21 protein-coding genes are annotated in these 26,042 nt (G+C 71.7%); 9 read left to right on the top strand and 12 right to left on the bottom strand.

Annotation, left to right across the window (positions count from 1 at the left end):
- Window positions 1-55 precede the first annotated feature (55 nt).
- Window positions 56-889, top strand: a complete 834-nt coding sequence (locus KDY119_RS10170) for a helix-turn-helix domain-containing protein (protein WP_036949899.1) — start codon at window positions 56-58, stop codon at window positions 887-889.
- Window positions 890-916: 27 nt separating this feature from the next.
- Here KDY119_RS10170 and KDY119_RS18865 read toward each other — a convergent pair whose 3' ends face one another.
- Together KDY119_RS18865 and KDY119_RS10160 are read right to left on the bottom strand one after the other, a co-directional pair.
- Window positions 917-1,402: a hypothetical protein gene (locus KDY119_RS18865; protein ID WP_194174165.1), complete on the bottom strand. Its 486-nt coding sequence runs from the start codon at window positions 1,400-1,402 to the stop codon at window positions 917-919.
- A gap of 183 nt (window positions 1,403-1,585) precedes the next feature.
- On the bottom strand, window positions 1,586-2,839 hold the full coding sequence (locus KDY119_RS10160) for a hypothetical protein (protein ID WP_036949904.1): 1,254 nt from the start codon (window positions 2,837-2,839) through the stop codon (window positions 1,586-1,588).
- A gap of 194 nt (window positions 2,840-3,033) precedes the next feature.
- On the opposite strand from KDY119_RS10160, the gene KDY119_RS10155 reads away from it, so the two are divergent.
- From KDY119_RS10155 to KDY119_RS10125, 7 genes are all read left to right on the top strand, one after another.
- Complete coding sequence (locus KDY119_RS10155; protein ID WP_148284130.1) at window positions 3,034-5,313, top strand: DEAD/DEAH box helicase; 2,280 nt, start codon at window positions 3,034-3,036, stop codon at window positions 5,311-5,313.
- A 10-nt stretch (window positions 5,314-5,323) separates the two neighbouring features.
- Complete coding sequence (locus tag KDY119_RS10150; protein ID WP_194174163.1) at window positions 5,324-5,650, top strand: type II toxin-antitoxin system Phd/YefM family antitoxin; 327 nt, start codon at window positions 5,324-5,326, stop codon at window positions 5,648-5,650.
- Complete coding sequence (locus KDY119_RS10145; protein ID WP_036949908.1) at window positions 5,647-6,018, top strand: type II toxin-antitoxin system RelE family toxin; 372 nt, start codon at window positions 5,647-5,649, stop codon at window positions 6,016-6,018. The genes KDY119_RS10150 and KDY119_RS10145 overlap by 4 nt, the downstream gene beginning before the upstream one ends.
- A gap of 114 nt (window positions 6,019-6,132) precedes the next feature.
- On the top strand, window positions 6,133-7,755 hold the full coding sequence (locus KDY119_RS10140; RefSeq protein ID WP_153022272.1) for a TIGR02677 family protein: 1,623 nt from the start codon (window positions 6,133-6,135) through the stop codon (window positions 7,753-7,755).
- A complete protein-coding gene (locus tag KDY119_RS10135) occupies window positions 7,752-9,011 on the top strand; it encodes a TIGR02678 family protein (RefSeq protein WP_036949910.1) in 1,260 nt (419 codons plus the stop codon). Before KDY119_RS10140 ends, KDY119_RS10135 begins: the two co-directional genes overlap by 4 nt.
- A complete protein-coding gene (locus tag KDY119_RS10130) occupies window positions 9,008-13,117 on the top strand; it encodes a TIGR02680 family protein (RefSeq protein WP_153022271.1) in 4,110 nt (1,369 codons plus the stop codon). Before KDY119_RS10135 ends, KDY119_RS10130 begins: the two co-directional genes overlap by 4 nt.
- Entirely contained in the window at window positions 13,114-14,586 is a 1,473-nt protein-coding gene (locus tag KDY119_RS10125) for a TIGR02679 family protein (RefSeq protein ID WP_153022270.1), read from the top strand. The genes KDY119_RS10130 and KDY119_RS10125 overlap by 4 nt, the downstream gene beginning before the upstream one ends.
- A 114-nt stretch (window positions 14,587-14,700) precedes the next feature.
- Here the strand turns inward: KDY119_RS10125 and KDY119_RS10120 are convergent, their stop codons facing one another.
- The 4 genes from KDY119_RS10120 to KDY119_RS10105 form a co-directional block, all read right to left on the bottom strand.
- Window positions 14,701-15,909, bottom strand: coding sequence for a Fic family protein (locus KDY119_RS10120; protein WP_036949919.1), 1,209 nt, complete (start codon window positions 15,907-15,909; stop codon window positions 14,701-14,703).
- 116 nt (window positions 15,910-16,025) lie between these two features.
- Entirely contained in the window at window positions 16,026-16,652 is a 627-nt protein-coding gene (locus KDY119_RS10115; protein ID WP_227994292.1) for a SprT-like domain-containing protein, read from the bottom strand.
- Window positions 16,653-16,684: 32 nt separating this feature from the next.
- A complete protein-coding gene (locus KDY119_RS10110; RefSeq protein ID WP_036949922.1) occupies window positions 16,685-17,155 on the bottom strand; it encodes a hypothetical protein in 471 nt (156 codons plus the stop codon).
- Between the two features lie 140 nt (window positions 17,156-17,295).
- Window positions 17,296-18,723 carry a plasmid pRiA4b ORF-3 family protein gene (locus KDY119_RS10105; RefSeq protein WP_227994291.1) on the bottom strand — a complete coding sequence of 476 codons (1,428 nt, stop codon included), beginning with the start codon at window positions 18,721-18,723 and terminating at the stop codon, window positions 17,296-17,298.
- Window positions 18,724-18,881: 158 nt separating this feature from the next.
- Here KDY119_RS10105 and KDY119_RS10100 point away from each other — a divergent pair, with 158 nt between their 5' ends.
- A complete protein-coding gene (locus tag KDY119_RS10100; protein WP_227994290.1) occupies window positions 18,882-19,388 on the top strand; it encodes a hypothetical protein in 507 nt (168 codons plus the stop codon).
- A gap of 71 nt (window positions 19,389-19,459) precedes the next feature.
- Here KDY119_RS10100 and KDY119_RS10095 read toward each other — a convergent pair whose 3' ends face one another.
- The 6 genes from KDY119_RS10095 to KDY119_RS10070 all read right to left on the bottom strand — a co-directional run bounded on the left by KDY119_RS10095 (window position 19,460) and on the right by KDY119_RS10070 (window position 26,038).
- On the bottom strand, window positions 19,460-20,353 hold the full coding sequence (locus KDY119_RS10095; RefSeq protein WP_036949927.1) for an HNH endonuclease: 894 nt from the start codon (window positions 20,351-20,353) through the stop codon (window positions 19,460-19,462).
- 60 nt (window positions 20,354-20,413) lie between these two features.
- Window positions 20,414-21,232, bottom strand: coding sequence for a hypothetical protein (locus KDY119_RS10090; RefSeq protein ID WP_227994289.1), 819 nt, complete (start codon window positions 21,230-21,232; stop codon window positions 20,414-20,416).
- A complete protein-coding gene (locus KDY119_RS10085; RefSeq protein WP_153022269.1) occupies window positions 21,183-21,881 on the bottom strand; it encodes a hypothetical protein in 699 nt (232 codons plus the stop codon). The genes KDY119_RS10090 and KDY119_RS10085 overlap by 50 nt, the downstream gene beginning before the upstream one ends.
- A 126-nt stretch (window positions 21,882-22,007) precedes the next feature.
- A complete protein-coding gene (locus KDY119_RS10080; protein ID WP_227994288.1) occupies window positions 22,008-23,015 on the bottom strand; it encodes a hypothetical protein in 1,008 nt (335 codons plus the stop codon).
- A gap of 325 nt (window positions 23,016-23,340) precedes the next feature.
- Complete coding sequence (locus KDY119_RS10075) at window positions 23,341-23,829, bottom strand: hypothetical protein (RefSeq protein WP_036949936.1); 489 nt, start codon at window positions 23,827-23,829, stop codon at window positions 23,341-23,343.
- A 262-nt stretch (window positions 23,830-24,091) separates the two neighbouring features.
- Window positions 24,092-26,038: a helicase domain-containing protein gene (locus KDY119_RS10070; protein ID WP_036949939.1), complete on the bottom strand. Its 1,947-nt coding sequence runs from the start codon at window positions 26,036-26,038 to the stop codon at window positions 24,092-24,094.
- Window positions 26,039-26,042 lie beyond the last annotated feature (4 nt).

The raw sequence follows: 26,042 nt of genomic DNA, 5'->3' as shown, positions 1-26,042 counted from the left end.
AGGTATGCCCTGCTGGTACCACCCGCCCCGGCGCGATCCGGGTCATGCTGGTGGGGTGCAGGAGTTCTCCGAGGTGCTGCGGGCGTGGCGGGACCGGCTCACGCCCCAAGAGGTCGGACTGCCGCCCGGTCGGGGCAGGCGCGCGCCGGGACTGCGGCGCGAGGAGCTGGCAGGGCTGGCGGGTGTGAGCGTGGAGTACCTCGTCCGACTCGAGCAGGGGCGTGCGCGCAACCCGTCGCCGCAGCTGCTCGCCGCGCTGGCCCGCGCGCTGCGCCTGACCGACGGCGAGCGCGACCACTTCTACCTCGTGGCCGGGCTGGCGCCGCCGTCGCGCGGGCTCGTGCCGGAGCACGTCGGGCGCGGCGTCCAGCGGATGCTCGACCGGCTCGGCGACGTCCCGCTGGCCGTGTTCTCCGCGGCGTGGGACCTGCTGTGGTGGAACGACCTGTGGGCCGCGCTCACCGGCGACCCCTCCACGAAGAGCGGCCTGGACCGCAACATCGCGTGGCGCCACTTCACCCACGCGCCCGGGGCGATCGACTTCGACGACGCGCACGCCGCCGAGTTCTCCGCGGACCTCGCCGCCGACCTGCGCGACGCCGTCGGGCGCTACCCCGACGACGCCCACCTTGCGCACCTCGTCGCGCGCCTGCGCGCCGAGTCGCCCGAGTTCGGGCGCCTCTGGGGCCAGGCGCACGTCGCGCGGCACCGCTCGAGCACCAAGACCGCGACGTCGACGCCCGTGGGCCCGATCGTCGTCGACTGCGACGTCCTGACCGTGCCCGGCACCGACCTGCGGATCGTCATGTACACGGCGGTGCCCGGGTCGTCGGACGCGTCGCGGCTCGAGCTGCTCCGGGTCAGCGGGACGCAGGCGCTCACGTCCTGAGGCGTTGTCCGTGGCCGTTGCCGCGGGTCAGCGGCTCGCGGCTCGCACGTCGACCCACTCCTTGGCCTCGCGCAACCCCCAGCCCGTCTGCTCCCGAGCGACCTTGATCGCCTGGATCGGCTTGCCCTCCGCGAGGTACCGATCGACGTCGGCCAGGGCCTCCGGCGTGAAGCCGAGCTCCGTAGGGTCGGCGGTCGGGCTCGGGTTCGCGCCGACGGTCGAGAGGGCGGATCCGTGGTGGCCGGCCCAACCGTCGACGAGATCCTTGCCATCCTTGAGGCTCAGACCCGGGACGGCGGTCCGGAGCACCTTGATCGCCTGGATCTTCTGGCCCTCGGCGACCAGCCGGTCGATCTCGGCGCGGACGTCGTCGGGAAGGGTCCCGGGCTGGACCGCCGGCTGGTACGGGACAGGCCGGCTCGCCTTCGTCTCCGGGCGACGGGGGCGGTGCCGGACGACGAGCGCCACGATCAGCACGACGATCAGAATCAGAGCGATCCAGGAGGGTTTCATCCCGACCACCTTAGGGAAACGTCCACCTTGCGCAAGGAAGTGACCGCCCCTTGACCGGTCCCGGGTCACCCTGGCCGGAAGGGGTGCGGAACTCGCTTCCTCACGGGTGACACGTTCAGCCGTCCGCCCCGAGTGCGGCGGGCAACCGACGAGCCGCCCTGAGTCGATCCCTGGACATCACAGCTAGAGGCCATCGAGGATGGCGGCTCGCTTGGCCGCCAACTCGGACTCGGTGACCAGACCTTGCTCGTGGAGCGCCGCAAGCTCCCGCAGTCGCTCCGAGGCCGTACGCGCGGCGACCCCTGGTGCGCTCGGGCAGCTGGGCTCCGGTGTAGCTGGCGGTGTGGCTGCGGATCGTGCGATGGAGCCCAGCACCACCTTGCCTGCGCCAACGAGAGCGTTGACCGCTTTCATGGTCGATGGGCTGGGGGACTCGACGTGGATCTGGTGGGTCTTGTTGGGCGTCACGATCGTCAGGTAGACGTCACCCCGGATGTTCGACGACATCAGGTTCAGGCCGCCGCTGGCAAGGGCCCCGACGGCGCGACCCAGACCCGACTTCTTCGTCACGTCCGCTGACGACTCGATCCCGAGCAGCCGGCGGTACGGCGTGCCCTTGGTGATGAAGTTGCTCACCCGGACGTACCCGTTCGTGTAGATCTCGACGCTTTTAGAGCCAACCGAGCCTGAGGCCACGCGAGCGCCCGCCTCTTGGCGCGCTTCCTCAAAGGCAGCCTGCGACGCCGCTCGGCGTGTCTCGAGATCTGCCCGCTTCTCGGCCTGGCGTGCCTGCTTGGCGGCGCGCATCTCGGCCGAGGCTGCCTGCTTCGCGGCCTTCTCCTTTGCGTTCGCGCGCTCCTGGGCTTCGCGGGCAGCCTCCCTGGCGTTGAGTTGGACTGCGCGCTCAGCCTCTCGCTTTGCCCTCTCCTGTGCGCGCGCCGCATGGGCGGACTCCCGGGTGGCAAGCCGCTCTCCATTCTCAATCTCCTTCTGAGTGCGCACGCGTGTCGCCTCGGCTTCAGCTTCGGCCCGACGACGGGATGCAGCAGCCCTCCGCTCCTCGCGCTCCAGCGATTTCGCCTGCTCGTCGGCTGCGCGACGTGCATCTTGTTCCGCCGCGCGTGCCGTGGTCGCGGCAACTCGCCGTTCCGTCTTCTCCTCCCGGGCCGCGACGGTCTCCGCACGGTGCAAGTCTGAGCGGCGCTTGGCCTCGAGCTTGAGTGTCTCCTTGCTGAGCAAGGCGGACCCGCCATCGGGAACGGCGGCCGAGGCGAGGGGCTCGGCCGGTGGGTTGGCGCGGGCGAACTCGAGGAAGTGCTGGAGCGCGGGGACGTCATCCGTCGGAACCGACTTGAAGATCATCGTGTAGCCGTCGCTGGTAGTGACCGAGACGGTTCTCTTGCCGGCGTCGTAACCCGTCGTGACCGCCTGCGACACCGCCGCACGGTACCGCGCGAGGTCGGTGCGGCACTCTGTCCAGGAGCGTAGTGGTCTGCGGGTCGACGAGCTGCGGAACCGAGCGCTTCGTCGTGTGGTTGTCATCCTTTCGACCAGCGTCCAAACCCGTCAGGATGCCGAGTGCTCGGTGTACGTGTGACGGCGGGTCGACCAGCGGTCGCTAGCCTGGGCCCGTGCCGACCGACGTCCCACCCATGACGAGCGGTCCGGGTGCGCCCGTCGAACCCGGGCGCGAGGCACGCGACCTGATCGACCGGCACGCGCGCCTCGCTGCGACCGCGCAGGGGATCCTCGACCATCTCGACGGCGCCGTTGTCGCTGTCGCGGCCTGGGTGCGCGACGACGAACGCCGTCGCGCCCGCGAGGAGCTCGCCCGCGTCGACACCGACCGCCTCGGCGAGATGACCGACCGCAACCTGCGGCTCGCCGCCGTCCAGGCGGCCGGCTACCTCACCGCCGCCGACCTCCTCGACGTCCGGCCCGCCACCCTCGACGCCATCCCCGGGGTCGGCGAGGCGACCGCCCGGGGTGTCGTGGCCGCCGTCGGGCAGCTCAGCGACGCCGCCCTCGCGCTGCACCCGCTGCGCATCGGCCTCGACCGGGCCGGCCTGCCCACCCCCGACGGCGCCGACCGGCTTCTCGCCCTCCTGCACCGGATCATGCGGCTGGGGCCGCTCGTCGAGCCCCACCGGACCCTGCTCACCGACTACGCGTCGACCGTGGCGGCGGCGCTGCCCGCCGCGCGTCGGGCACGGCACGCCGCCCGGCTCTGGTTCGCCCGCCCGACGACGCGCAAGGCCACCGCGGGCGCCCTCGCCTCCCTGCAGCAGTGGGATGAATCCGGGGTGGCCGGCCGACTGCCGCAGATCCTCGACGACCTCACCGCCGCCGTCGCTCAACCCGACCCTGGCGTCTTCGAGCTCGCCGCCGACTACGAGAAGCGGTCCGCCGAGTACTACACGGCGCTCGTCGGGATCGTGCCCCAGGCGCAGACGGCGCTCGCCGCGCGGGGGCTCCTGCCCCAGGACCTCGTCGACCGTGTGAACGACCGGCCCCTCGACCTCGGCGCCATGCGCGTCGCGCTCCGCGGGTACCAGGAGTTCGGCGCGAGGTTCGCCCTCAACCAGGGCCGCTGCCTCATCGGCGACGAGATGGGCCTCGGCAAGACCATCCAGGCGCTCGCGGTCATGTCAGACCTGGTCGCGGCCGGCCAGACGCGGTTCCTCGTAGTGTGCCCGGCGAGCCTGCTCGCGAACTGGGCGCGCGAGGTCGAGGCCCGCACGACGCTGACCGCCCACCGGCTGCACGGGGACGGTCGTGAGGAGGCGATCAAGGCGTGGGCGGCGGGTGGCGGCGTCGGGCTGACGACGTTCGAGACGCTGACCCACGTGCCCACGGACGGGTCGGTGGGGGAGGTGGGGCTCGTCGTCGTCGACGAGGCGCACTACGTCAAGAACCCGCGCACCCGACGGGCGAAGGCCGTCGCCACGTGGGCGCGGCTCGTGTGGCGGGTCCTGTTCCTCACCGGGACGCCCATGGACAACCGGCTCGAGGACTTCCTCGCGCTCGTGAAGGTGCTGCAGCCCGACCTGGGCACGCAGTTCCCGCGGCACCTCGGGCTGCTCGGGCCCGACGCGTTCCGGCAGGTCGTCGCGCCCGTGTACCTGCGGCGCAACCAGGTCGACGTGCTCGTCGAGCTGCCCGACGTCATCGCCACCGACGACTGGGTCGACCTCACCGAGGCCGACGAGCGTGCCTACCGGGAGGCCGTGGCGTCCGGGAACCTCATGGCGATGCGGCAGGCGGCGTGGGCCGCGGGTGCCGGCGGCGATGCGCACGCGTGCGCGAAGCTCGACCGGCTGGTGGCGATCGTCGAGGAGGCGCGCGAAGAGGGGCGGAGCACGGTCGTGTTCTCGTACTTCCGGGACGTGCTGGACACGGTGGCGGCGGCGCTCGCGGCGCCGGGGGCGAGTGTGCACGGGCCGCTCACGGGGGACGTGCCCGTCGCCGAGCGGATGGGGTTGGTGGACGCGTTCACCGCCGACGACGCCGGTGCCGTCCTCGTGGCGCAGGTCGCCGTGGGCGGGACGGGGCTCAACCTGCAGGCGGCCAGCGTCGTCGTGCTGTGCGAGCCGCAGCTCACCCCGGCCGCGGAGGCACAGGCGGTGGCGCGGCTGCACCGGATGGGGCAGGTGCGGACCGTGCAGGCGCACCGGCTGCTCGCCGAGGACGGAGTCGACGAGCGGATCGTGGAGCTGCTCGCCGGGAAGCAGCGGGTGTTCGACGACTACGTGCGTCGGTCGAGCGTGGCGGCCGCCGCCGTGAGCGCCGTGGACGTGACCGAGGCCGGGCTCGCGCGCGACGTCGTCGCCTGGGAGCAGGCCAGGCTCGGGTACGGGCCGGTGTGGGACGGGTTGGGCGAGCCTGGCGCTCCTGCGCAGAATCCTGCGTAAGATGATGCGCATGAAGGTGGACACGCGTGATCTCCGGTCCGCGAGCTGGGTCGGACGCAACTTCGGTGCGGTGACGGACGAGGTCGAGGCCGGACGCACGATCGTCGTGATGAAGAACAACCGTCCCGCAGGCGTCGTGGCGCCGATCTCCGTGCTCGAGTCGATCGACGCCGTCGAGGAGCGCGAGGAGAACGTGAGGCTCCTGGCGCTCGCGCTGGTGCGGGCCGAGACGACGAGCGGGCGCACGTACACGTTGGAAGAGACGGCTGCCGGCCTCGGCATCGACCTCGACGAGCTCGCGAGCGAGGAGTCCGACGACACGGACGACGACGCGTGAGCGAAGCGAAGGTCGTCCTCCTGCCAGAAGCACGGGACGACCTGGAGGACCTCGACGGCGCGGCACAGAAGATCGTCCTGAAGGGGCTGCTGAAGCTGCGGTCCGAGCCGGCGCAGCGAGGTGCGCCGCTGGGCTCTCGTCGCACCGGGAACCTGACCGGCCTACGGAAGCTGGTCGTCGGCAACCGCGACTACCGGATCGTCTACGACGTCCAGGATGACGGCACGATCGTGGTCGTCTGGGTGATCGGCAGGCGGGCGGACGACGAGGTGTACCGTCTGGCCGTGGCTCGGCTCGAGACCTACACCGGCGACCGTCGGAAGCGCGCCATCCTGCGTCAGATCCTCGACACCGCGTGGGGGCGGTGACGGGCTGTTCACGGCACGGGACCGGCGGCCGGTCCGTGTCGGGTCGCAGCGCTGCGCGCGCCCGCTGGTCGCCCTTGGGGGGGGGGTGTCACCGGCCCATGTCAGGCTTGTCCCGTGACGGAGGAGCCCACCACCGAGCCCACGGACTACGGCCCGTTCGCGTACCTGAGCGCGCCCAACGCGCGGCTCTACCGGCGTGTGATGCGGGTGCTCGTGACAGCCAAGGAGCGGTTCGCGGTGCACGTGCGGCCGGAGCAGGTGCTGGAGGCGCTCAGGCTCGACGGCGGTGCGCCCGTCGAGGAGAGCGCTGTCGCGGAGGCGCTCGACCGGCTCGCGCAGGACAGTTGGGGCAACCTGCTGGCGTTCCCCGACTCGAGCCGTGTCACGACGCTCGAGGACTTCCACCGCCGTCGGATGCTCTACCAGCTGTCGCGGCAGGGTGAGGTCGCCGAGCGGGCGCTCGCCCAGTACGACGCCTCGTTCGGTACCCGCGGGGCCCTTCAGGCGGTCGCGCTCGAGGACATCGTGGTCCTGCTGACGAGCCTGCGCGACGCGGCGCGGACCCACGCGTCGGCGCCGGGCGGCAGGGTCGACGGGGCGCCGGTCCACCAGGCGCTGCGGAGCCTGCGGGAGCGCTTCACCGAGCTCGCCGACAACGCGGTCGCGTTCATGGGCTCGATCCAGCGGACCATCGATCTGAACGACGCCGACGTCGAGGCCTTCCTCGCGTACAAGGAACAGCTCATCCAGTACCTCGAGCGGTTCATCGAGGACCTGGTCACGCGCGGGGCGCGCATCGCCGCTCTGCTCGGCGAGATCTCGGCGGACGACGTGCGGTTCCTCGCCACCGTGGCGGGCGAGCGCGAGGCGCGCGACGCCACGCCCGACGAGCGGGCGACGGCGTCCGAGGCCGCACGGGACGCCTGGCTGAGGCAGTGGGCGGGGCTGTCCGCCTGGTTCGTCAGCTCAACCGGCCGCGAGAGCGAGGCGAAGCTGCTGCGTAGCCGCGCGCGGTCCGCGGTCCCGGCGCTGCTCGCGGTCGTCCGGGCGTTGCACGACCGAGCCGGTGGGCGCACCGACCGCACTCAGGACTTCCTGGCGCTCGCGCGCTGGTTCGCCGACCTGCCCGACGACGGCGCCCGGCACCGGCTGTGGCGTTCGGCGTTCGCACTGGCGCCTGTGCGTCATCTCACGGTCACGGCACCGACGCTCGACGCCTGGGAGGCCGCGGAGCTGGGCAACGGGACGGCGTGGTCCGAGGCACCGAGCGTCGAGATCAGCCCCCAGCTCCGCCGGACCGGCTCGTACGAGCGCCGAGGCAAGCCGAACAGCGTCGTCGACAGAGCGGCGTCCAAGGCGCTGCTCGCCGCTCGTGCCCGCGCGGAGAACGAGCAGACGGCTGCGGCGCGCCGCCGCATCCTGACGGACGGCCCGCGGCCGCTGTCCGAGTTCGGGCTGCTCGACCCGCACGCCTTCCGGTTGTTCCTCGGCCTGCTCGGCGACGCGCTGGCCGCGATGGGCCCGCAGGGCACCAGATCGCAGGTCCACACGTCCGACGGCGAGCTGACGGTCACGCTGACCCGGATCCCCGGTGCGAGGGTCGCGGTGATCCGGACGCCCGACGGCGAGCTGTCGGGGCCGGATCACCTGGTCGACATCGCGTCGGCCACCGACGCGCCGGGTGCGCCGGCGGTCCTCGGGGAGCGGGCGGGCGAGCTCGTGGACGTGAGCGCATGACCCGCCCCGACCTGGCGTCCCGGGTCTCCGGGGCGGTCGAGGAGCGCGACGCCGAGGGGCGCCGTCGTGCGTTGCGCGCCCTGCTGGTCCGTCCGGTCCTGCAGGCGCAGATCGACGGCGAGCTGTTCCGCTTGGCCCGGCGCCACGCCGACGCGTTGCGCGCCTGGCTGGACCGCGAGACCGGTTGGCGGCTCACCGTCGACTCGCAGACGGTCCGGCTCCAGGCCTCGGGCGTCCCGCAGGGCCCGACGGCGACGGCGGTCGCGGAGCGTCACCCAGCGCGGGCCCGCAAGGGCGACCCGCCGTTCACACGGCGGCGGTATGTCCTGCTGTGCCTGGTCCTCGCGACGCTCGAAGGTGCCGACCCTCAGGTCGCGCTCGGCCGGCTCGCCGACGACGTTGTGCTCGCCGCCCGGCAGCCCGGGCTGGAGAGCGTGGAGTTCACCCTGACGGGCCGGGAGGAGCGCGCCGACCTGGTGGCGGCGATCCGGCTGCTCGTCGGGTACGGCGTGCTGGTGCGCGTGGCGGGCGACGAGGAGTCGTACGTCTCGTCGGGCGGCGACGCGTTGTACGACGTCGACCGGCGGGTGCTGTCGACGATGCTCGCGACGGCGCACTCGCCGGCCCGCGTGGCGGGGGCGCTCGGCCCGGGCGCGGCGATCGGGGCGGTCGAGGCGGCCCTGCACGCACCGCCGCCCGCCTACACCGAGGGCGAGGAGAACCGGCAGCTGCGCCACGCCGTCTCGCGCCGGCTCCTGCTCGACCCCGTCGTGTACTACGACGAGCTCGACGAGGCCGAGCGGACCTACCTGACCCACCAGCGTGTCGGCCTGACGGCGCGGCTCGCCGATGCGACGGGCCTCGTCCCCGAGCTGCGGGCCGAGGGCGTCGCCCTGGTCGACCCGGACGACCAGCTCACCGACGTGCGCATGCCCGAGTCGGGCACCGACGGCCATGTCACGCTGCTCCTCGCCGAGCACCTCGCGAGGACGGGGCCCGCGGACGTCCCGACCCTGCGCCGGCTCGTGCGCCGGCTGGCGACCGAGCACGGCACGTACTGGCGCCGGACGGCGCAGGAGCCCGGCGCCGAGGGGGCGCTGGTGCACGAGGCGGTCGACCGGCTCGTCGCGCTCGGCCTGGCCCGGGTGACGTCGCCCGACGCGACGACCGGTGGCGAGCCGCTGATCGTCCCTCTGCCCGCCCTGGGGCGATTCGCCGTCGCACCCCCCACCATCCGCGAGAGGAAGAACCGATGAGCACGACCGAGGCCGACGCACACCACGCGACGCTGCCCCGGCCCGTCACCACGCGCTGGCAGCCGCTACGCCTCGGACTGGTCGACCTCTTCTACTACGACGACGAACAGTTCTGGTTCCACGACGGGCGCCTGCTGATGCGCGGGAACAACGGCACCGGCAAGTCGAAGGTGCTCGCGCTGACGCTGCCGTTCCTGCTCGACGGATCCGCGCACCCGCGACGCGTGGAGCCGGATGCGGACCCGAAGAAGCGCATGGAGTGGAACCTGCTGCTCGGCGGCGCACACCCGAACCCCGAGCGGACGGGCTACTCGTGGATCGAGTTCGGACGGGTCGACCCCGACGGGACCGAGCACTTCTGCACGCTCGGCATCGGGCTCAAGGCCGCGGCCGGGCGGGGCATCGTCAAGACCTGGTACTTCACGACGTCGCAGCGGGTCGGAGAGCTTCGGCTGATGGACGAGTCGCGGACGGTCCTGAGCCAGGACCGGCTGCGGGACGCGATCGAGCCGGCTGGGACGGGCCACGTGCACAAGACCCGGGAGGCGTACCGGCGCGCCGTCGACGAGACGTTGTTCGGCCTCGGGGAGGAACGGTACGGCGCGCTCGTCGACCTCCTGGTCCAGCTCCGCCAGCCCCAGCTGTCCAAGCGCCCCGACGAGAAGGCGCTGTCGGCCGCGCTCACGGAGGCGCTGCCGCCGGTCGACCAGGCCGTCGTGTCCGACGTCGCGGAGTCGTTCCGCAGCCTCGAGGAGGAGCGGCTCGGCATCGAGGGCATGCGCGCGACCCTCGGCGCGACCGACGCGTTCCTGCGGCACTACCGCGCCTACGCGGCCGTCGCGGCGCGGCGGAGCGCGGGGGCGGTGCGACAGACGAACAGCGAGTACGAGCGGGTGGGCCGTGAGCAGCGCGAGGTCGAGGCGGAGCTCGAACGGGTCGGGGCCGAGGCTGCGCGTCTGGAGGCCGAGGAGGCTACCGCCGAGGAACGCCAGGGTGTCCTGACGGGTGAGGACCGTGCGCTGCGCGAGAGCCCGGAGATGCGCGACGCCGAGCGGCTGGACCAGGCGGAACGTGGCGCCGTCGACGCGGAGGGCCGGGCGCAGGCTGCTTCGACGGAGGCGGAACAGGCACGCGCCCGCGCCGACCGGGAGGCTCGGGGCGAGGCCGAGGCGCGACAGCGCCGCGACGCTGCGCAGCAGGACACCGTGCGGCTGCGCAGCGACGCGGCCCGGCTGTCGGGACCTGTGGGGCTCGAGCCGGAGCACGCGACCCTCGCGGACGACGAGGCCACGGCCCGTCGCGCGATCGAGCGGCGCCGTGACCAGGTGCGGCACGTCCAGGGCCTGGCCCGCGCCGCCGTCGACGCGCACGCCGACGCTGACCGCAAGCGGGCCGCGCTCGACGCCGCCGACGCCGCCGCGGCCGGCCGAGCCGAGGACGAGGCGGCGGCGGTCGCACGCGTCGACGGCGCCGTCGGACGGTACCGGGACGACGTACGCGCCTACCTGACGGGACTGACGTCGCTGGAGCCGGACGGCGGCCCCGACACGCTCACGGAGTCGGCGGAGGACTGGGCTCGTGCCCTGCACGGCGAACCGCCGGTGCGTGCAGCGGTCGACGAGGCGGCGGCTCGCGCCGTCGCCGTCGTGGCACGAGAGCGTGCGGCCGCCGAGCACGACGTGGAACGGCTCGGAACGGAGCTGGACGCCGTGCGGGCGGAGATCGCCGGGCTGGAGGCCGGGCAGGACCCCGAACCCGCGCCCGCACCGGGGCGCGACCCGTCCGCCCGAGCCGGGGCGGAGGGTGCACCTCTGTGGCGGCTCGCCGACTTCCGTGCGGACGTCTCCCCGGAGCACCGGGCGGGGATCGAGGCGGCCCTCCAGTCGGCCGGCCTCCTGGACGCCTGGCTCTTCCCCGACGGGCGGGTCGACGCCGTGAGCGACGTCGTCCTGGGCATGGTCGGCGCCGAGGGCGGCGCCACCCTGGCCGACGTCCTGACGGCCGACCCCGGCCCGGACGAGCCCGTCGGCCGGGACCTCGTGACCGCGGTGCTGCGCAGGATCGGCCTCGGTGCGGGATCGGGTGCGGCGCTCTGGGTGGACCGCGACGGCACCTGGGGCAGCGGACCCGCCCGCGGGGCGTGGACCAAGGACAGCGCCGAGCACCTCGGCGCCGGTGCCCGTGCAGCCCACCGGCAGGCCAGGATCGCCGAGCTGCGGCATCGGGCGGACGAGTACGAGGAAGCCGTCGCCCGGGCGCGGGCCGCCGTCGAGCAGTCCGAGGAGCGCCGCGCGCTGATCGAGGCCGAACGGGCCGCTTATCCCGCGGCGAGCGAGCGGGAGCTCGTCGCCGCGCACGCGGACGCCGCCGCAGCGGCACGCGAGCTCGAGCGCGCGCAGGACACCGTCATCGATGCCCGCAACGCCTGGGAGTGGGCCCGCGGTGAGGCGGAGGCCGCCGCGCGGCAGCGCGACGAGACGGCGACCGAGCTGGGCCTGGAGCCCGCCCTCGACGCGCTGGAGTCGGTGCTCGCGGGGCTCGCCGCGTACGCGACCGCGCTCGTGGAGGCACGAGGCGCGGCCCGCGCGTCGACGGCGGCCGCGCGCGAGCACGAGCTGGCAGCCGCCCGTGCGGTCGAGGCGGAGTCGAACGCCACCGAACGCGACCAGGCGCTCCGGTCCGCGCGCACCGAGGCGAGCACGCTCCGCGCCACCGCCGACGCGCTGCACGCCACCGTCGGTGCCACCGTCTCCGAGCTGCAGGCCCGGCTGAGAGCGATCGAGCTCGAGCAGAAGGCGCTCGCCGACGAGCTCAAGCACGTCGCCAAGGAGCAGCGTCGCGTCTCGGGTGAGCACGGAACGGCCACGCAGCGCCGCAACGACCTGGACGTCCGGCGCGCGGAGACGTCCGCTGCGCGCGACGGCGCCGTCGAGCGCCTGCGCGCGTTCGTCGGGACGGGCCTGCTCCGGGTCTCGCTGCCCGAGCTCACCACCCCCGGTGTGGACGATCCCGACGGGTGGAACGTCACCGCGGCGGTCGGGCTGGCCCGGGCCGCCGAGCAGGAGCTCGACGGCACGGATGACGGGGACGACGCGTGGAGCCGAGCCCAGCAGCACGTGTCGAGCGCGTCCACCGAGCTGGCCGCGCAGATGAGCAGGCACGGGCACACCGCGTACGTCGAGCAGCACGGCGACGTCCTGGTCGCCCGGGTCCGCTACCTGGCCGAAGAGGTGGACGTGGACCGCCTCGCCGCGCGCCTCGAGGCAGACGTCGCGGAGCGCGAACGGCTGCTGACCGCCCGCGAGCGCGAGATCCTCGAGAACCACCTCGTGAACGAGGTCGCCGGGCACCTGCACGAGCTCCTCGCCGGCGCGCAGAGCCAGATCGACCGGATGAACCGCGAGCTCGCCGACCGCAAGACGTCCACCGGGATGCAGCTCCGTGTCATCTGGCGCGAGCGGTCGGACGGTCCCGCCGGCCTCGGTGCCGCACGCGACCTGATGACCCGGTCCGACGCCACGTGGACCGCCCAGGACCGCACCGCGATCGGCGACTTCCTGCAGTCCCGGATCGCCGAGGTGCGGGAGGCCGAGCCGACGGCGAGCTGGCAGGAGCACCTCGAGCAGGCGCTCGACTACCGGCAGTGGCACACGTTCGTCGTCGAGCGCCGGCAGAACGGGCAGTGGCGGTCCGCCTCGGGGCCGGCGTCGGGCGGGGAGCGTGTGCTCGCGATGTCGGTCCCGCTGTTCGCCGCCGCGTCGTCACACTACAACTCGGCCGCGCCCCACGCGCCGCGCCTGATCCTGCTCGACGAGGCGTTCGCCGGCGTCGACGACGATTCGCGGGCCAAGTCTCTCGGTCTGCTCGCGACCTTCGACCTGGACGTCGTGATGACCAGCGAACGCGAGTGGGGGTGCTACCCGCAGGTGCCCGGTCTGGCGATCGCGCAGCTGTCCCGGATCGAGGGCGTCGACGCCGTCGGCGTCACCCGGTGGCGCTGGGACGGCACCCGCCGCAGCCGCGAGACCGAGCCCGGTGCTTCGGCCGTCGCGGGCGCGGCTCCGGCGACGTCGGACCCTGACGACGAGGTGGCGCTGTTCTCGTGACGGCCACGGCCCACGTCGGCGACCCGGCTGCGCTCACCCGGCTCCTCGGCGGGCCGCACACGCGGTGGCTCGTCGATCGGGTGCGCGCCCGGATCGCGGCGTCCTCGGGCGTGGCCTCGCTCAGCGGGACAGTGCGGCTCGCCCGGCCCACCCCCGAGGAGCGCGACGCGGTGACCTTGCTCGTTGGGCGCCCCCGTCGTCCGGGTGCCGGGCTGAGCGTCGACCTGGCCGACGTCGAGCAGATCCTGCGGCGCGGTCCGTGGCCCGCCGGGTTGGCCGACGCCGTCGTGACGTTGACCGGGCCCGTCGTCGACCGGCGGGCCCAGCGGGCCGCGGAGTCGGACGCGTGGGCGGCGGCGCAGGCCGAGCTGGCGTCGGCGACAGCCCGGTGGCCCGACCTCTCCGAGTGGTGGGACGCGTGGTGCGCAGCGGGGAACCTCAAGCGCGCAGCCCGCGCCGAGGCGACGCGTCGGCAGCGCGCCGGCGCCGGCGCCGGTCCCCACCGTGACGCACCGGCCCCGCCCATGGTGGCGCGCGAGATGGTGCGCGACGTGACCGCCGTGCTCCGCGTGCTCCCCACGTCGGGCGAGCCGCTCGCCGTGCTCGCCCGGCGTGTGCTCGGCGACGCGCACGGACTGGATGCCGACCGACCGCTCGGCCGGCTCGCCGTCGCGGTGGTCGCGGCCGCCTTCCTCGCCCCCGGCCCCGCCGACGCCTCGACGGTGGAGGACCCGGTGGGGGACGGATCGCCGTCGACGCGCGAGACCTGGGCCGCGGCGGGCGTCGTCCTGTCGAACGTCGCCTCGACCGTGCTGTGCCTCGGGGTTCCGGGGGCAGGGCCCGACCCTGGCGGCCTCCCCGTGGCCGAACCGGTCGCGGTGCGGCTCGACCCGTCCGCTGCGACGTCGAGCGCGCTCGAGGCGATGCGCCTAGCCCGCGTCCCCGTCGTCCTCACCCTCGACCAGGTGCGGTCCGGTGGGGTGGCGGCGTTGGCGCCCCAAGCCGTCGTGCACGTGTGCGAGAACCCCACCGTCGTCGAGGTGGCGGCGGCGCGGTGGGCGTCCTCGTCGCACGGGGCCGAACCGTCACCCGGGCCCGGCCCGGTCCTCGTGTGCGGGTGGGGGCAGCCGAGCACCGCCGTCGTCGAGCTTCTCCGGGCCCTCACCTCGTGCGGGGCCCGGGTGCGCTACCACGGGGACTTCGACTGGCCCGGCCTTCGGATCGCGCAGGCGCTCGCGGCCCGGGTGCCGTGGGAGCCGTGGCGGTTCACCGCCGCCGACTACCGCGCCGCCGTCGACGCCGGGGGCCCGTCCCGCCCGCTGACCGGTCCGCCCGCGCCCTCGCCGTGGGACCCGGCACTCGCCGAGGCGATGGCCGAGGCCGGCGCTGTCGTGGAGGAGGAGGCCGTGGCGGACGAGCTGGCGGCCCACGTCATCTCTGGGCGCAGCGGGAGCGCCGCCGAACGGTGACCGCGGGCCGGGCGTGTCGTCCGACGGTCCGGTGTTGCCGTGATCGATGCGCCAGCGTAGCGGCGGCCCGGCCAAGGAGGGACCTCTCCCACTCACGACGTGTTCGTCTGTCGGTCAGCGGCGGCGCGTCGACATCTCGGCGAAGCGGTCCATCGCGGCCAGGATCTTGGGGGCCTGCCATGCCTGGTTGCGACGGGCGAGGGTGACCGGGGTGAGGACTCCTGCCGTGACGAGGGTCTCGATCGCATTGCGCGACGCGCGATCGGACACGTCCAGATGCGATGCGACGTAGGCAGCGTTGACGACGGGCTGGCGGAAGAGCTGGTCGGCGAGGCGCCAGGCGCTGGAGTCCGAGCGTGCATGGATCGACGTGATCCAGGACTCGCGGATCTCCTGGACCTCGGCGGCAAGTGCGCGTCCACCTACGATCGCACTCTGGGCCCCGGCGCACACTCGGGCGACGATCGGGTTCAGGTCACCGCTGCGGTAGGACTCGAGGGCGGCAAAGTAGCTGGGCACGTCGCCGAGCAGACCGGCGGAGACGGGCACGGTCGTGCGGGTAGCGAGGCCCGAGGCGCGCAGCAGCGGGTGGATGATCGCGCGTCCGGTACGCCCGTTGCCGTCCTCGAAGGGGTGGATGGACTCGAACTGGGCGTGGACGACGGAGGCCTGGACGATCCCGGGGACGTCCCCACGTGCGGCGAACGCTGCCATGTCTTCCAGCGCGCCGCGGACCCTCTGCCATGCCGGTGCCACGTAGTCAGCCCCGTGCGGGCTGAGACTGGCACCGCCCCCGATCCACACCTGCTGCTGTCGTAGCCGGCCCGCGATGTCGGGCTCGGTGCGGGCCATCAGGGTGTGGTGGATCGAGCAGATCGTGTCGACGTCCAGGCCGTCCTCGATCGCGACCGCCTGCCACATGGCGTCCGTGTTGGCAGCGATCTCCATGGCGTTCCGCTTGTCCGACAGGCCGAGCTGCGCGGCCGCGATGTTGCGCGCGCTCGAGGACAGCTTCTCGATCTGCGAGCTGGAGGCTGACTCGGAGCGCAGCAGGATCGCCGGCATCGCGACAGGAAGGTTTGCCATGTCCTGGTCGAAGCGTGTCAGCGACGCGGACGTGGAATGGACCAGTGCCATGGTCTCGCGGGTGAGCGCGGAGACGGGGTCCGTGTCGGCGATCGACGGCGTGATCGCCGCGCGGTACGGCTGCTGCATCCGGCGCGCCTGAAACACGTCGACGTGCGCCCGGAGATCGTCGCTGACCGTCCATTCCAGCTCCTCATAGCTGAGCGGCGGCCACGACCGAGGTTCTGCTGGGTTCATCCTTCAACACCTCCCATCCATATTGAAGGTTACGTCTCTAACCTTCAATATGGCCAGGGCGTAGTGAAGGCTGGTGTCTGCCGCGATGTCGCGCCGGGGCGGTCCGCTGGCCACCGTCATACGGGCTCGGCGTGCTCGAAGGGCACCGTCAGCAGACGGCCCGCCCCGGAGACGACGACGTGATATCGGGTCTGCGCGACGCGGTGCACGGTCCCGACGGCGCCGGTCCAGCGCCCGGGCGCGGTCACGCGGACGCGGGTGCCGACGTCGGCGAGCTGCGTGCCGCGGTAGGTCCAGGTCAGCAGGTACCGGTCGTCGAAGCGTGGGGAGCACCGGCTGCAGGACCCGATGCCGCTGGGCCGCCGGTGCCGGGTCATGGTGTGCCCGGCGGGGCAGGTGCCGACCCAGTCGGTCTCGATCGTGGGTGCGTCCGGGGCGACGGTCCTCAGGCCTGTCGAACCGATCCTCCGCGCGATCGCCCGCCACGTCGCGTCGTGGTTGTGCCGGGGTCCGGCGAGCGCGTGCGCGACCTCGTGCAGGATCGTCTCGCGGACCTGGTCGTGCGCGCCCGCTTCCGTGTACGTGCGCATGAGCGGCGCGGAGAGGCTGATGACCTTGCGGTCGAAGCGCGTGACGCCGGCGCGCCTGACAGCCCGGTCGAAGACGAACGTCCAGTCAGTCAGGCCGTGCGCGTCCATGATGGTCCGCGCCTGGGCGCGGATCGCTTCGAGGACGTCGGGCACGCTGGAACCGGAACGGGCCTTGCCCACGGGCGTCAGTCCCACCAGAGCCGGAGCCACTGGTCCGGCTCGCCGAGGTCGGAGTCAGGCGGGAGCCACCGGGGTCCGTCGGGCAGGATCTCGTCCGGCGCGTACTTCTGGTCGAGACCGAGCTCTTCGCGGGTGTATCGCAGCAAGTCCGAGCACTCGCACCAGTCGGGGTGGACGTACTTCTCGTCCTCGTCGTAGTCGTCGTCGCCCGGGAACGGCCCGTAGAACTGGCTGGGCCCGACCGAGATGCGGAACGGCCGCGGCGGGCGCACGTACACCGTCGACGTCGCCGGGAACTCGTCGTCCGGGCTGACGTAGCCCGTCGCGCAGCGCACCCGGTCGGGGTTGGCCGCGACCGCGCGGAGCACCGCGCCCGTCGTCGGGCCGAAGTTCCAGTGGGCCTCGAGCTGCTTGTCGTTCAGCGCTTCCAGGAGCGCGAGCGCCTCGGCGCGCGCCTCCTCGGACGTCTGGTCCACCAGGGGTCCTCGCACTGCTCCTCCTCGGATCGGATGATCGATGGGAGCCAGTGTGGTGGGCCGGACCTGCGTCGTCGGGTGCGCGACCGGAGCCTGTGGACGGCTCCACGCCCTGTGGTCGACGCTCGCGCCGTGCCGCGTCAGGCCGTGAGAGCAGCCCGCCCGAGTGCCGCCGCGACCGGGCTGACCCGGTACCGGTGCGGGTAGACCGCTGGGGTGTCGGAGACGTCCAGGAGGACGCTCGCTGCGCCGTCGTGCACGGGGACCGCGTACTCGGTGATGGGGTCGCCGTCCGAGTACTGGTAGCCGACCTCGGTGAGGAGGCTCGCGATGCTCCGCAGCGGCAGATCGGCGCCCGTGGACACGGCAGCGTGCGCGAGGACGAGGACGTCGGCGTCGCCCGCGAACGTTCGCTCGTTCGAGGGTGCGAGGCGTGCCGCGAGGTGGTCGAACAACACGTCGGGAAGGTCGCGGCACGCCGCGCCGGCACGGGTCAGGAGCAGGCGGCCGCGGTACTTGCGCAGCAGACCGAGCGGTTTGACGAGGGACTCCCGGAAGCTCCGGACCGGGACGGTCAGGTCCTCACGGTTCGCCTTGCCGATCCAGCCGGCCATGGTCGGTATGAGTGCGGCGACTGCCTCGACGTCGGCCGGCTTGAGGTAGCCCGCCGCCGTGAGGGGGATGCCGCCGTCTCCTGGCCGGTCAAGGAACCACAGGTGGGGACGCAGCGCCGCGGCCAGCTCGTCCGACGACGGCCGGGCGGGCTCCGATCCGAGCGGGACGAGGCGGTCGGCGAGCTCGACGCCGGGCTCGACGTAGCCGAGCATGTTCACGAGCTCGAGCAGACGGGGCGCGAAGCCGCGGTCGCGCAGCGCGTAGTACGGGCGGGCGAGCTGGGTGTTGAGCTCGTCGGGGTCGAAGTGGGCCGGGTCGTCCAGCAGCTCGGCCAGGGACTCCGCGTCGCGGACCGAGCCCGAGTCGTCGGGCGGGGCCGCGCGCCTGCCCGCGATGCACACCGCCGGCGGCGTGGTTGCGTCGGCGGGGAGTACCTCCTCCAGGCGGACAGTCACGTCCCAGTTGTCGCCGTAGTCGTACAGGTAGTGCAGGACGTCGCCGGGCTCGGCGAGCGTCTCGTCGAGCCGGACGTCCTGCTCCGGCGTGCCGACGTCCTCGCCGTCCGGGTCCTCGACGTCGTAGGGGCACAGGAAGACGTCCGCGTCACGGTCCCAGACGTCCGAGCCGAGTGCGAAGCGGTGCAGGTGCGAGTCCGTCCAGGCGAACGCGTCCTGCAGAACTTGGTGCACGACGTCGAGTGTCAGGTCCGAGCGCAGGTCCAGCCGGCGCCAGATCGCCGGATCCGCGTCGTTGAGGTCGACGCGGACGCGCAACGTCACGACGTCGTGGCGGCGCGGACGACGACGGTTCGCCGGGCGGGCGGACGGTGGGACGAGGGCGGCGCGGCCTCGGTCGAAGAGGGCGCCCGTGAGCGCGCGCAGGTCGTCCACGCCCATGCCCGCGATCGCCTCGTTGAACCGGCGGAGGGTCTCGTCGTCGTTCGGCGAAGTCACGGGATCAGGGTAACGAGGGTGCGGGAGCTCCGAGCAGCGGAGCGCTCAGCCCTCCGCTCCGCGTGACGGCAGGGATGAAAACTGCCGCGCTGCCGCCCTGGACGTGTGCTCGGCGGGTAGGTTCTCTCCGGTTCCACATGTCGAACAAGGGGATGTTCATGCACGTCAAGAAGCTCGTCGCTGCTCTCGCCGGTCTCTCGTTCCTCGGTGTCGCGCTCGTCGGACCGGCCGGTGCCGCCGACGCGAATTCCCACAATCTCCCGAGCCCGGTCAAGAGCTACTCCGTGACCTACGGCGTCTACAAGACGCGCACGATCCACTCGCGGGACGGGGAGCACAAGGCGAAGGTGAAGTCCGCGCTCGACTGCGTGAAGGTGAAGGTCCGGTCCGACTGGTACGGAACGATGGCGTTCGCTCTGTACAGCGGTTCGAAGGTCAAGGCGTCGAAGTTCGTGGGGATGAACGTCAACGACTGGACCGACGGGACCAGCATCAAGACGTGCGTCATGGTGGGCAAGCACGCGTCCGACACGCGCAAGCTCCGGTCGCTGGGCTACGTCGGCCCGAACCACCACAGCAAGGTCACGTTCCAGATCTACGTCGGGCAGGACGCGTACAGCGCGTACCGGGACGTCAGCAAGACGAAGACGTTCAAGGTCCGCTGACGGAGTGACCGAAGACTCGGGTCGACGCACACCACCCGGGACCGCTGGGTGCGAACCGCGCCCGACTCGGCCTACGTACGCCGCGCCGTGAACTGCCCGTAGCGCTCAGCGAGGTGGTCGGGGTCGGGGCGCTCGTCGCGCCGGCGCGGGACGTCGATGGTCCGTCCGTGCATCTCCTGCAGACCGTGCTTGAGCATTGGGCCGTCGATCTCCTCGAGGAGGTCGAGCGCGATCTCGACGCGGTAGTCAGGACGGATGCCCATCATGTCCTGGTCGTAGGCGGCGTGGTGGATCTTGCACAGTGCCAGGCCGTTCGTGACGGCGGGGATCCCGCGCTCGTCAGCGTCCGGCAGGATGTGCGCGGCGTCGAGCAGAGAGGGGTGCTTGAGCCGGCACACCGCGCACTGCTTCGCGTAGGCGAGCAGGACGCGCGTGCGGAAGATCGGCTGGTGCAGGCGCTGCTTGCTGAGCCGCAGCGCGTACTCCTTCTGCGGCACGGTGAGGTGCCCCGGGTCAGGGATGAAGGTGAACGACTCGTCCAAGGCGATGAGGAACTGGCGTTCCTCCGGGTAGTCGTCGACGACGTAGACGGGCGCGACCGGCGTGTAGATGTTGGCGACCTCCTTGCGGAACAGGATGAGCGGCATCCCGGTCGCGAGCGCGTTGCGGAGCTTGCGGTTGTCACCCGACCACGGGTCGCCGTCCCGGTAGGAGTAGTGCAGGAGGCCGTCGTCGGACTCGGCGTCGTCGTACGGTCCGTGCGGCGTCGACACGATCGAAAGCGTCGAGTCGAACGACGCGGGGTTCCGGATCCCGCGTGAGTAGTCGATGACCGGCAGCTTCTGACCGTCGATGCGGAAGCTCAGAAGTTCCTCACGATGCAGAAAGCCGCCGTTGGCATCGGCACGCTCCATGACCCAGTCGATGATGCGGCGGCGCAGGGCGGCTTCGAGGGCGGACTCCACGGGAGGAGCTCAGCAGGTGGGGGCGGAGCCCGCAACCCCCTAGCCTGCAGTTTCGCTGAATCACCCGTCGAGGATCCGCAATGCTGCCTGACCTTCTTGGCGTTCTCCGGGCGTGAAGGCGTTCCACCAGCGCGCGTCGTCGGGCAGGCGGCGAACCAAGGTCGCGATCCGTCGTCGATCGGAACCAGCGAAGTGCTCGCGCACGTCGAACGGGTCCTCGAGGCAACACAGCAGCACCGCGGCGTCCTGAAGATGTCGCTCCCGGTCTCGTGAGTCGGTCGTGTAGGCGGCGGCTTTGAGCATGAGTGCCCCGAACGCATCGGGGACGCTGACGATGGTCGGCACCTCAGGTGCGATGGAAAGGCGCGCGTTCACCGTGCGCCGTAGCGCTTGGGTGCCGCCTGGGATCGCGACGATGTCTCGGCCGTGCAGCTTCTCGGCCACGCGAGGCGCCGCGTGGTCCCCGACGAGGACGTCGACGATGTCGTCCAGTGCCGTGGTGACGAGGTCGACGCGGGCGTCGCCCCGGACGAAACGGTGAGCCGTCCTCTCGCGAGGGTCCATCGGCAGCCGCATCGTGTAGCCGAGGCTCTCGAGCGCACGCGAGGCAGCGGCCGGAAGACCTCTTGTGGTCTCGATGTGGAGCACCATGTCGACGTCGTTCGTCGGCCTGATCGCGTCGAGTCCTCGACGGGCCGCGTGGAGCTGGGTCATCAAGCCGCCGACGAGCGTCCAGCTCGTGTGGGGGAGAACCGTCTCGATCTCGGCGACGTTCGGCCAGGGTGGACCCCAGCCACCCGATGGCGTCGGAACGGCGATCGTCTCGCGGTCAGGCACGGAGCCGCTCCAGCGCGGCCGTGAGACCGTCCAGTCCGGCACGGCGCTCGCGAACGTCGAGCGACTCGGCCAGGTCGAGAGCGGCTAGCGCGACGCCCGTGTCCGCGAGGTCCCGCACGGTGGTGATCGGGAAGGTCGTGCAGCGAAGAGTGATCCGGCCCGTGATGTCCGGGGTGAGGGCGAACTTGGTGACGAGCTGAGCGCGTTGCTCGGTGCTGACGTATCCGTCGACGTTGTTCGTTCCGGCGAGACCGAGCCTGTCGGCTGCGCGGCTCGTGTCGACGATCGCGTCCCGTAGTCGCGCGAGGGCAGCCGAGTGCCCGGCGTAGCGCATGACGTCAGCACGATCGCGTGCACGGGGAACCATCTCGGTCGCGGCGAGGCCGCGGAGCCGCCCCTTGAGTCGTGATCGTTGCGACTCGCCCAACCACGACGCAGGCCTGCCCGACAGGATGGCCACGGCGCCCCATGCGGTGGCCTCGGACCAGACCCGCTGGCGCTCGGTTCCGTGGGTCGCGAGGAATCGGTCCACTGAGTCGGTGTCGATGACGCCGCGTGCCGGCGAGGCGAGCTTGCCCTGCGCGACCAGATGCTGAATCTGGCGCGTGGAAACCTCGAGGCGCCTTGCTGCGCCGTGGGTAGTGAGCAGCGACATGACAAACAGTTTCGCCGTCACGAAGCTATCGATCAAGGCAAAGAACGGTGCGCGTCACGGTCCGTCAGACAATGTCTGTTTCGCGGAATGTGTCCTCGAGCACCTCGTGAACGACGTCGAGGGTCAAGTCCCTTCGTCGTCTGGCTCCGGGTCGGCGCTGATCTACTTGGGCTCGTCGAGCCCTCGCATCGCTCGGTCCGCGATGCCGCCTGCTACCTTCCCGGTCATCCGACGGGCCCGGCTCAGGGCTCCGGTGCCGAGCCGCTTGGCCGCCTCGACGCCGTCGGCGCTCGTTCCTAGCACCTTGTCCTTCGTGTCGCCGGCCGCCTCGAGCCAGCGCCTCGCCTCGAGAGCGCGCTGGCCGTCCTCGAGCCCGAGGCTTCCGCGGAAGTCGACGATCTGGCCAGCCACCTTGTTGTTCGCCCGCACGACGCCGGGTGCGACGGACGGGTGGAGAAGCACCTGCGCGTTGGCGATCCCGGAGGCGGCGGCGATCCGGTCGAGGAGCTGGGCGGTGTTCCGGGCGATGAGGTCCAGCCGCTGCTCACGGGCTGCGCGGAGGCCGATGCGGTGCTTGTCGAGCTCGTCGGGCGAAGCGTCGAGGACGCGGTCGAGCTCGAGGACTGCGGTCGCGTCCTGCAGCTTGAAGCAGTGGGCGACGACCGCGAGCCACTCCTGGACAGTGGCCTCGGCCTGCTTGGACAGCTCGGCCACGCCGCCGAGCTTGGACTCGTTCTCCAGCTTGCCGGCGAGCGCGTCGAGCTGGCGCAGCGCGTACGCCTGGGTGCTGGCAAGCGTTGCCGCGTTCGCTTGCACCTTCGACCACGTGACCTCGGAGACGCGGCCGGTGTGCTCGCGGACCGTCATCGCTTCCCCGAGCACGAGGTCAACGCCGATCATGTTGGCGAGGACGGCATCCCTCTGGGCGCGGAGGATGTCGTCGACCTTCTTGTCGATCACGGCGAGGTAGTCGGCGATCTCGTCCATGGACTGCTGCATCGCGAGCTGGGCCATGATGCCGGCTGCGCCGGCCAGGACTGCGGGGTTGCTCAAGAGCTGGCCCGGCGAGGACTTCACGATCTCGAGGATCTTCGACGTCTTGCCGTTCTTCATGACGATCGCCCGCACGCTGCCCGGCGTGGCGCCCTTCATCATGTCGTCAAGCTTCATGGCGCGCGCCGACTCCTTCGTCAGCTTCACCCACTGACTCGCGTTCGCGGCGACTTCTGAACCAGCCTGAGCGACCCCGGCCGACGCGCTGAGGGCCGATTTGACATGTGCAAGGCCGAGGTCTCGCGACGGGACGCCCGCAGAGCCGAGGAACCGTTCCACGGCCGCGCGGTCGCCGATAACCGCAAGCCCGTCACCGTCGCTGATCAGCTCGATCTCATCGCTCATCGTGCGGCTCCTGGAACTCGGTGGTGCTGGGGAACGGCGCGAGCCTATCGCCCGCCACGCAGTGCACCCGACAGTGTCTCGACGCCGATCCGCGTCGTTATGTCCTCGTCGTCGTGCTGAACCCGACGAGCGTCACGCCGACGAGATCGAGGTCGATCCCGGACGCATCCCGCAGCTCGCGGAGCTGGTCGTGGACCCTAGTGAGGGTCGGGCCGTTCTTGTAGCGCTCCGGGACTACGGACACCAGCCAGTCGACGCCCGGATGGGCCGCCGCGGCGAGGACGGACAGCAGCACTTCGTTGTTGGTGTGCGCACGGCCGCCGTGGACGCTCAGCGCCACGTGGCGCTCAGGCGCGAGACCACGCAGAGCGCTCGGGGTGAACGTCGACTGCGTCGAGGTGGCGAACTCGAGTCGATCCATGACCGGCCGGAGCACGTCATAGACCGCCGCGACCTGCACGCCTCCGTCCGCCCCGACTGTCGCCGACATGGCCTTGTGCTCGAGCGTGATCGCGTCGACGACCCCTCGGACGGCCGACGACGGCGACGTGACGGTCGGGGTGAACGAGACGGTCTCGAACGGCATGGCCGTAGCTTGCCAGCTTTGATCAGCACGCATTCATTCGAGCGCGCCAACCCGAGGTCGAGTGCCCCGCGGCTTGTGGGAATCCACTGAGCCTCGAGAGTCGACCAACCCTCCGCGGGGTGCTCGGCCCCCGGCAAGGATGTGCGGGCCGCGGCCATGGCCAGCCCCGCCGAGGCGGGGAAGCGCGGACTTCAGGGGCCGGTGGCGGACGCAACCTTGAAAGGACGTGCCCGAGCGACTCCCCAAGACCGCCACGCCGGCATCAACGGCGACGTGGCCTCAGTTCCTCGGGAAGCGGCTGGCTGTGCACGATCGCGAGCTCACGATTCGGGCGCGTCAGGGATGTGTACAGCGGCCCCTGTCTGCCGAAGTTCCTAGGGAAGGCCGCCGGTTCAACGACAACGACGGCGTCGAATTCAAGTCCGCGAGCGGCGGCCGGTGGGACGACCACCAACTCACGCCCCTGCTTCTGCCAGCGGTCTTGCGCATTGTGTGTCGTGTGCCAATCGTCGGCGCGCAAGATACTCCGGATTCGACCAGGATCGGTGTCGATGGCGGCCACGGTTCCATCCGGGTATGCGTCGAGGAGGCGGCGAAGCTCGTTCCGTATCGTGTCGTCGAGCTCGGCCTCGCGGGCACGTGTGACGAGGGGCTCAGGGCCCGCGTCCTGGAACGCGAGCAATGCCCGCTCCCCACGGGGAAGCAGGCGATTCGCGAACTCGAGGATCGGACGGGTCGAGCGATATCCGCGCTCGAGGCGGTGAACCTTGGGCTCGTCATACGCGAGCAAGATGTCACACACCTGCTTCCAGGACGAGAGCGTGTAATCGGAGCGGCGCTGGTTCAGGTCGCCCAGGACTGTCCAGGCGTGGGCCTGATTGATCGAGGTGAGGAGAAACCACTCGAGCGGGCTCACGTCCTGCGCTTCGTCCACGATGATGTGCTCGATGTCGTGTAGCTCGACCGGGACGGCAATCTCCCATCGGAGGAAGGCCAGCAGAGGGAGGTGCGCGGTCCACTTTCTGGCCTCCTCGTATGGAGGAAGCTTCCGGAGGTAGAGGTCCCACTGAGGATCGTCGGTGATGCGGTGCGACGGCGTTCCATTGGTCCGGAGGAAGTCGTAAGCCTCCCGGAGCGACGGCGCGACACCGCGCTGTTTGCGGAAGCGGGCGAGGGCGAGACGTGCATGGCGCCCGAGGTCGAAGTCGACGTCCATCCAGCTGTGGGACGCCCCTTCCTTTGGTTCTTCGCGAAGGTGGACGATCCGCCGCATGAGCGACGGCATGGATGTGACGAAGACGCGCGGGGAACCACCGGTGAGGCTGCTCACGACGCCACGTACGTGCGCCGCGTGGCCGTCCGTTGGCCCGACCACGAGAACGTTGCCGTCGAGGCCGTTCTCCGGCGTCTCGGCCATCATCTCGTCGTTGACCATCCAAGCGGCCCGGTGCGCTGCGACGATGGTCTTTCCTGTGCCTGGCTGGCCTTCGATGATCATGCTCTCCATCGCCGGGACCGTCACGAGGCTGTACTGGTCTGGCTGGAGGGTCGAGAGCACCGGGGCCAGGCCCTTGGTGCGTGGTGCCAGGAGTCGCGAACGGAGTAGCGCTTCGGCGCGAATCTCCGGTTCGATCCAGGGTGTCGATTCCCGTCGCTGCGTCACATTCGTCGGCGGCTGCGGTGACGCGGCTTCTGGTGGAGTGGCGGACGGGAGGCCGCGTGGTGTCGGTCGACGCGCGCCGCCCTCGCGGGCAGGAATAACCAGGCCTCGCTTCTTGAATGGCTCGCCGGGGACATCGCTGCGGAGGACATCGTCGGCGAGGTCAGCGATCCGGCCATTGCTGTGGGCAAACGATCGAATGACGGCTACCTTGTCACACCATTCGTGGTGATGCGTGCCACGAAAGTACGTGCATGCCACGGGTGCCGCCCAGCTGAACACCTCGATGCCATCGAGGTTGATGTGGCGCTCGCCGATATAGAAGTCTGACCGGCCCCCCAAGTCCGGATCAGCCTCGACGAGCGCGACCCGGCCAACGAGTTGGCCTTCCGGGACGGTAGCGAGCTTGGGCCGGGCGTCCTGCGTAAAGATCGTGTTCGCAGGGGCGTGGTACGTCACGGGTCGACGCGCCCGCTCTTGGAGCTTCTCGGTGTAGCGCTTCTGTGCTGTCCGCTCATCCTCGAGGTCGAGCTGCTTGGTCTGATCCACGGCA

The organism is Luteimicrobium xylanilyticum, assembly GCF_009429125.1.
GTDB classification, from domain to species: Bacteria; Actinomycetota; Actinomycetes; order Actinomycetales; family Cellulomonadaceae; genus Luteimicrobium; species Luteimicrobium xylanilyticum.
Note: the sequence above shows the minus strand (reverse complement) of the source record. Positions and strands in the feature narration are given on the sequence as shown.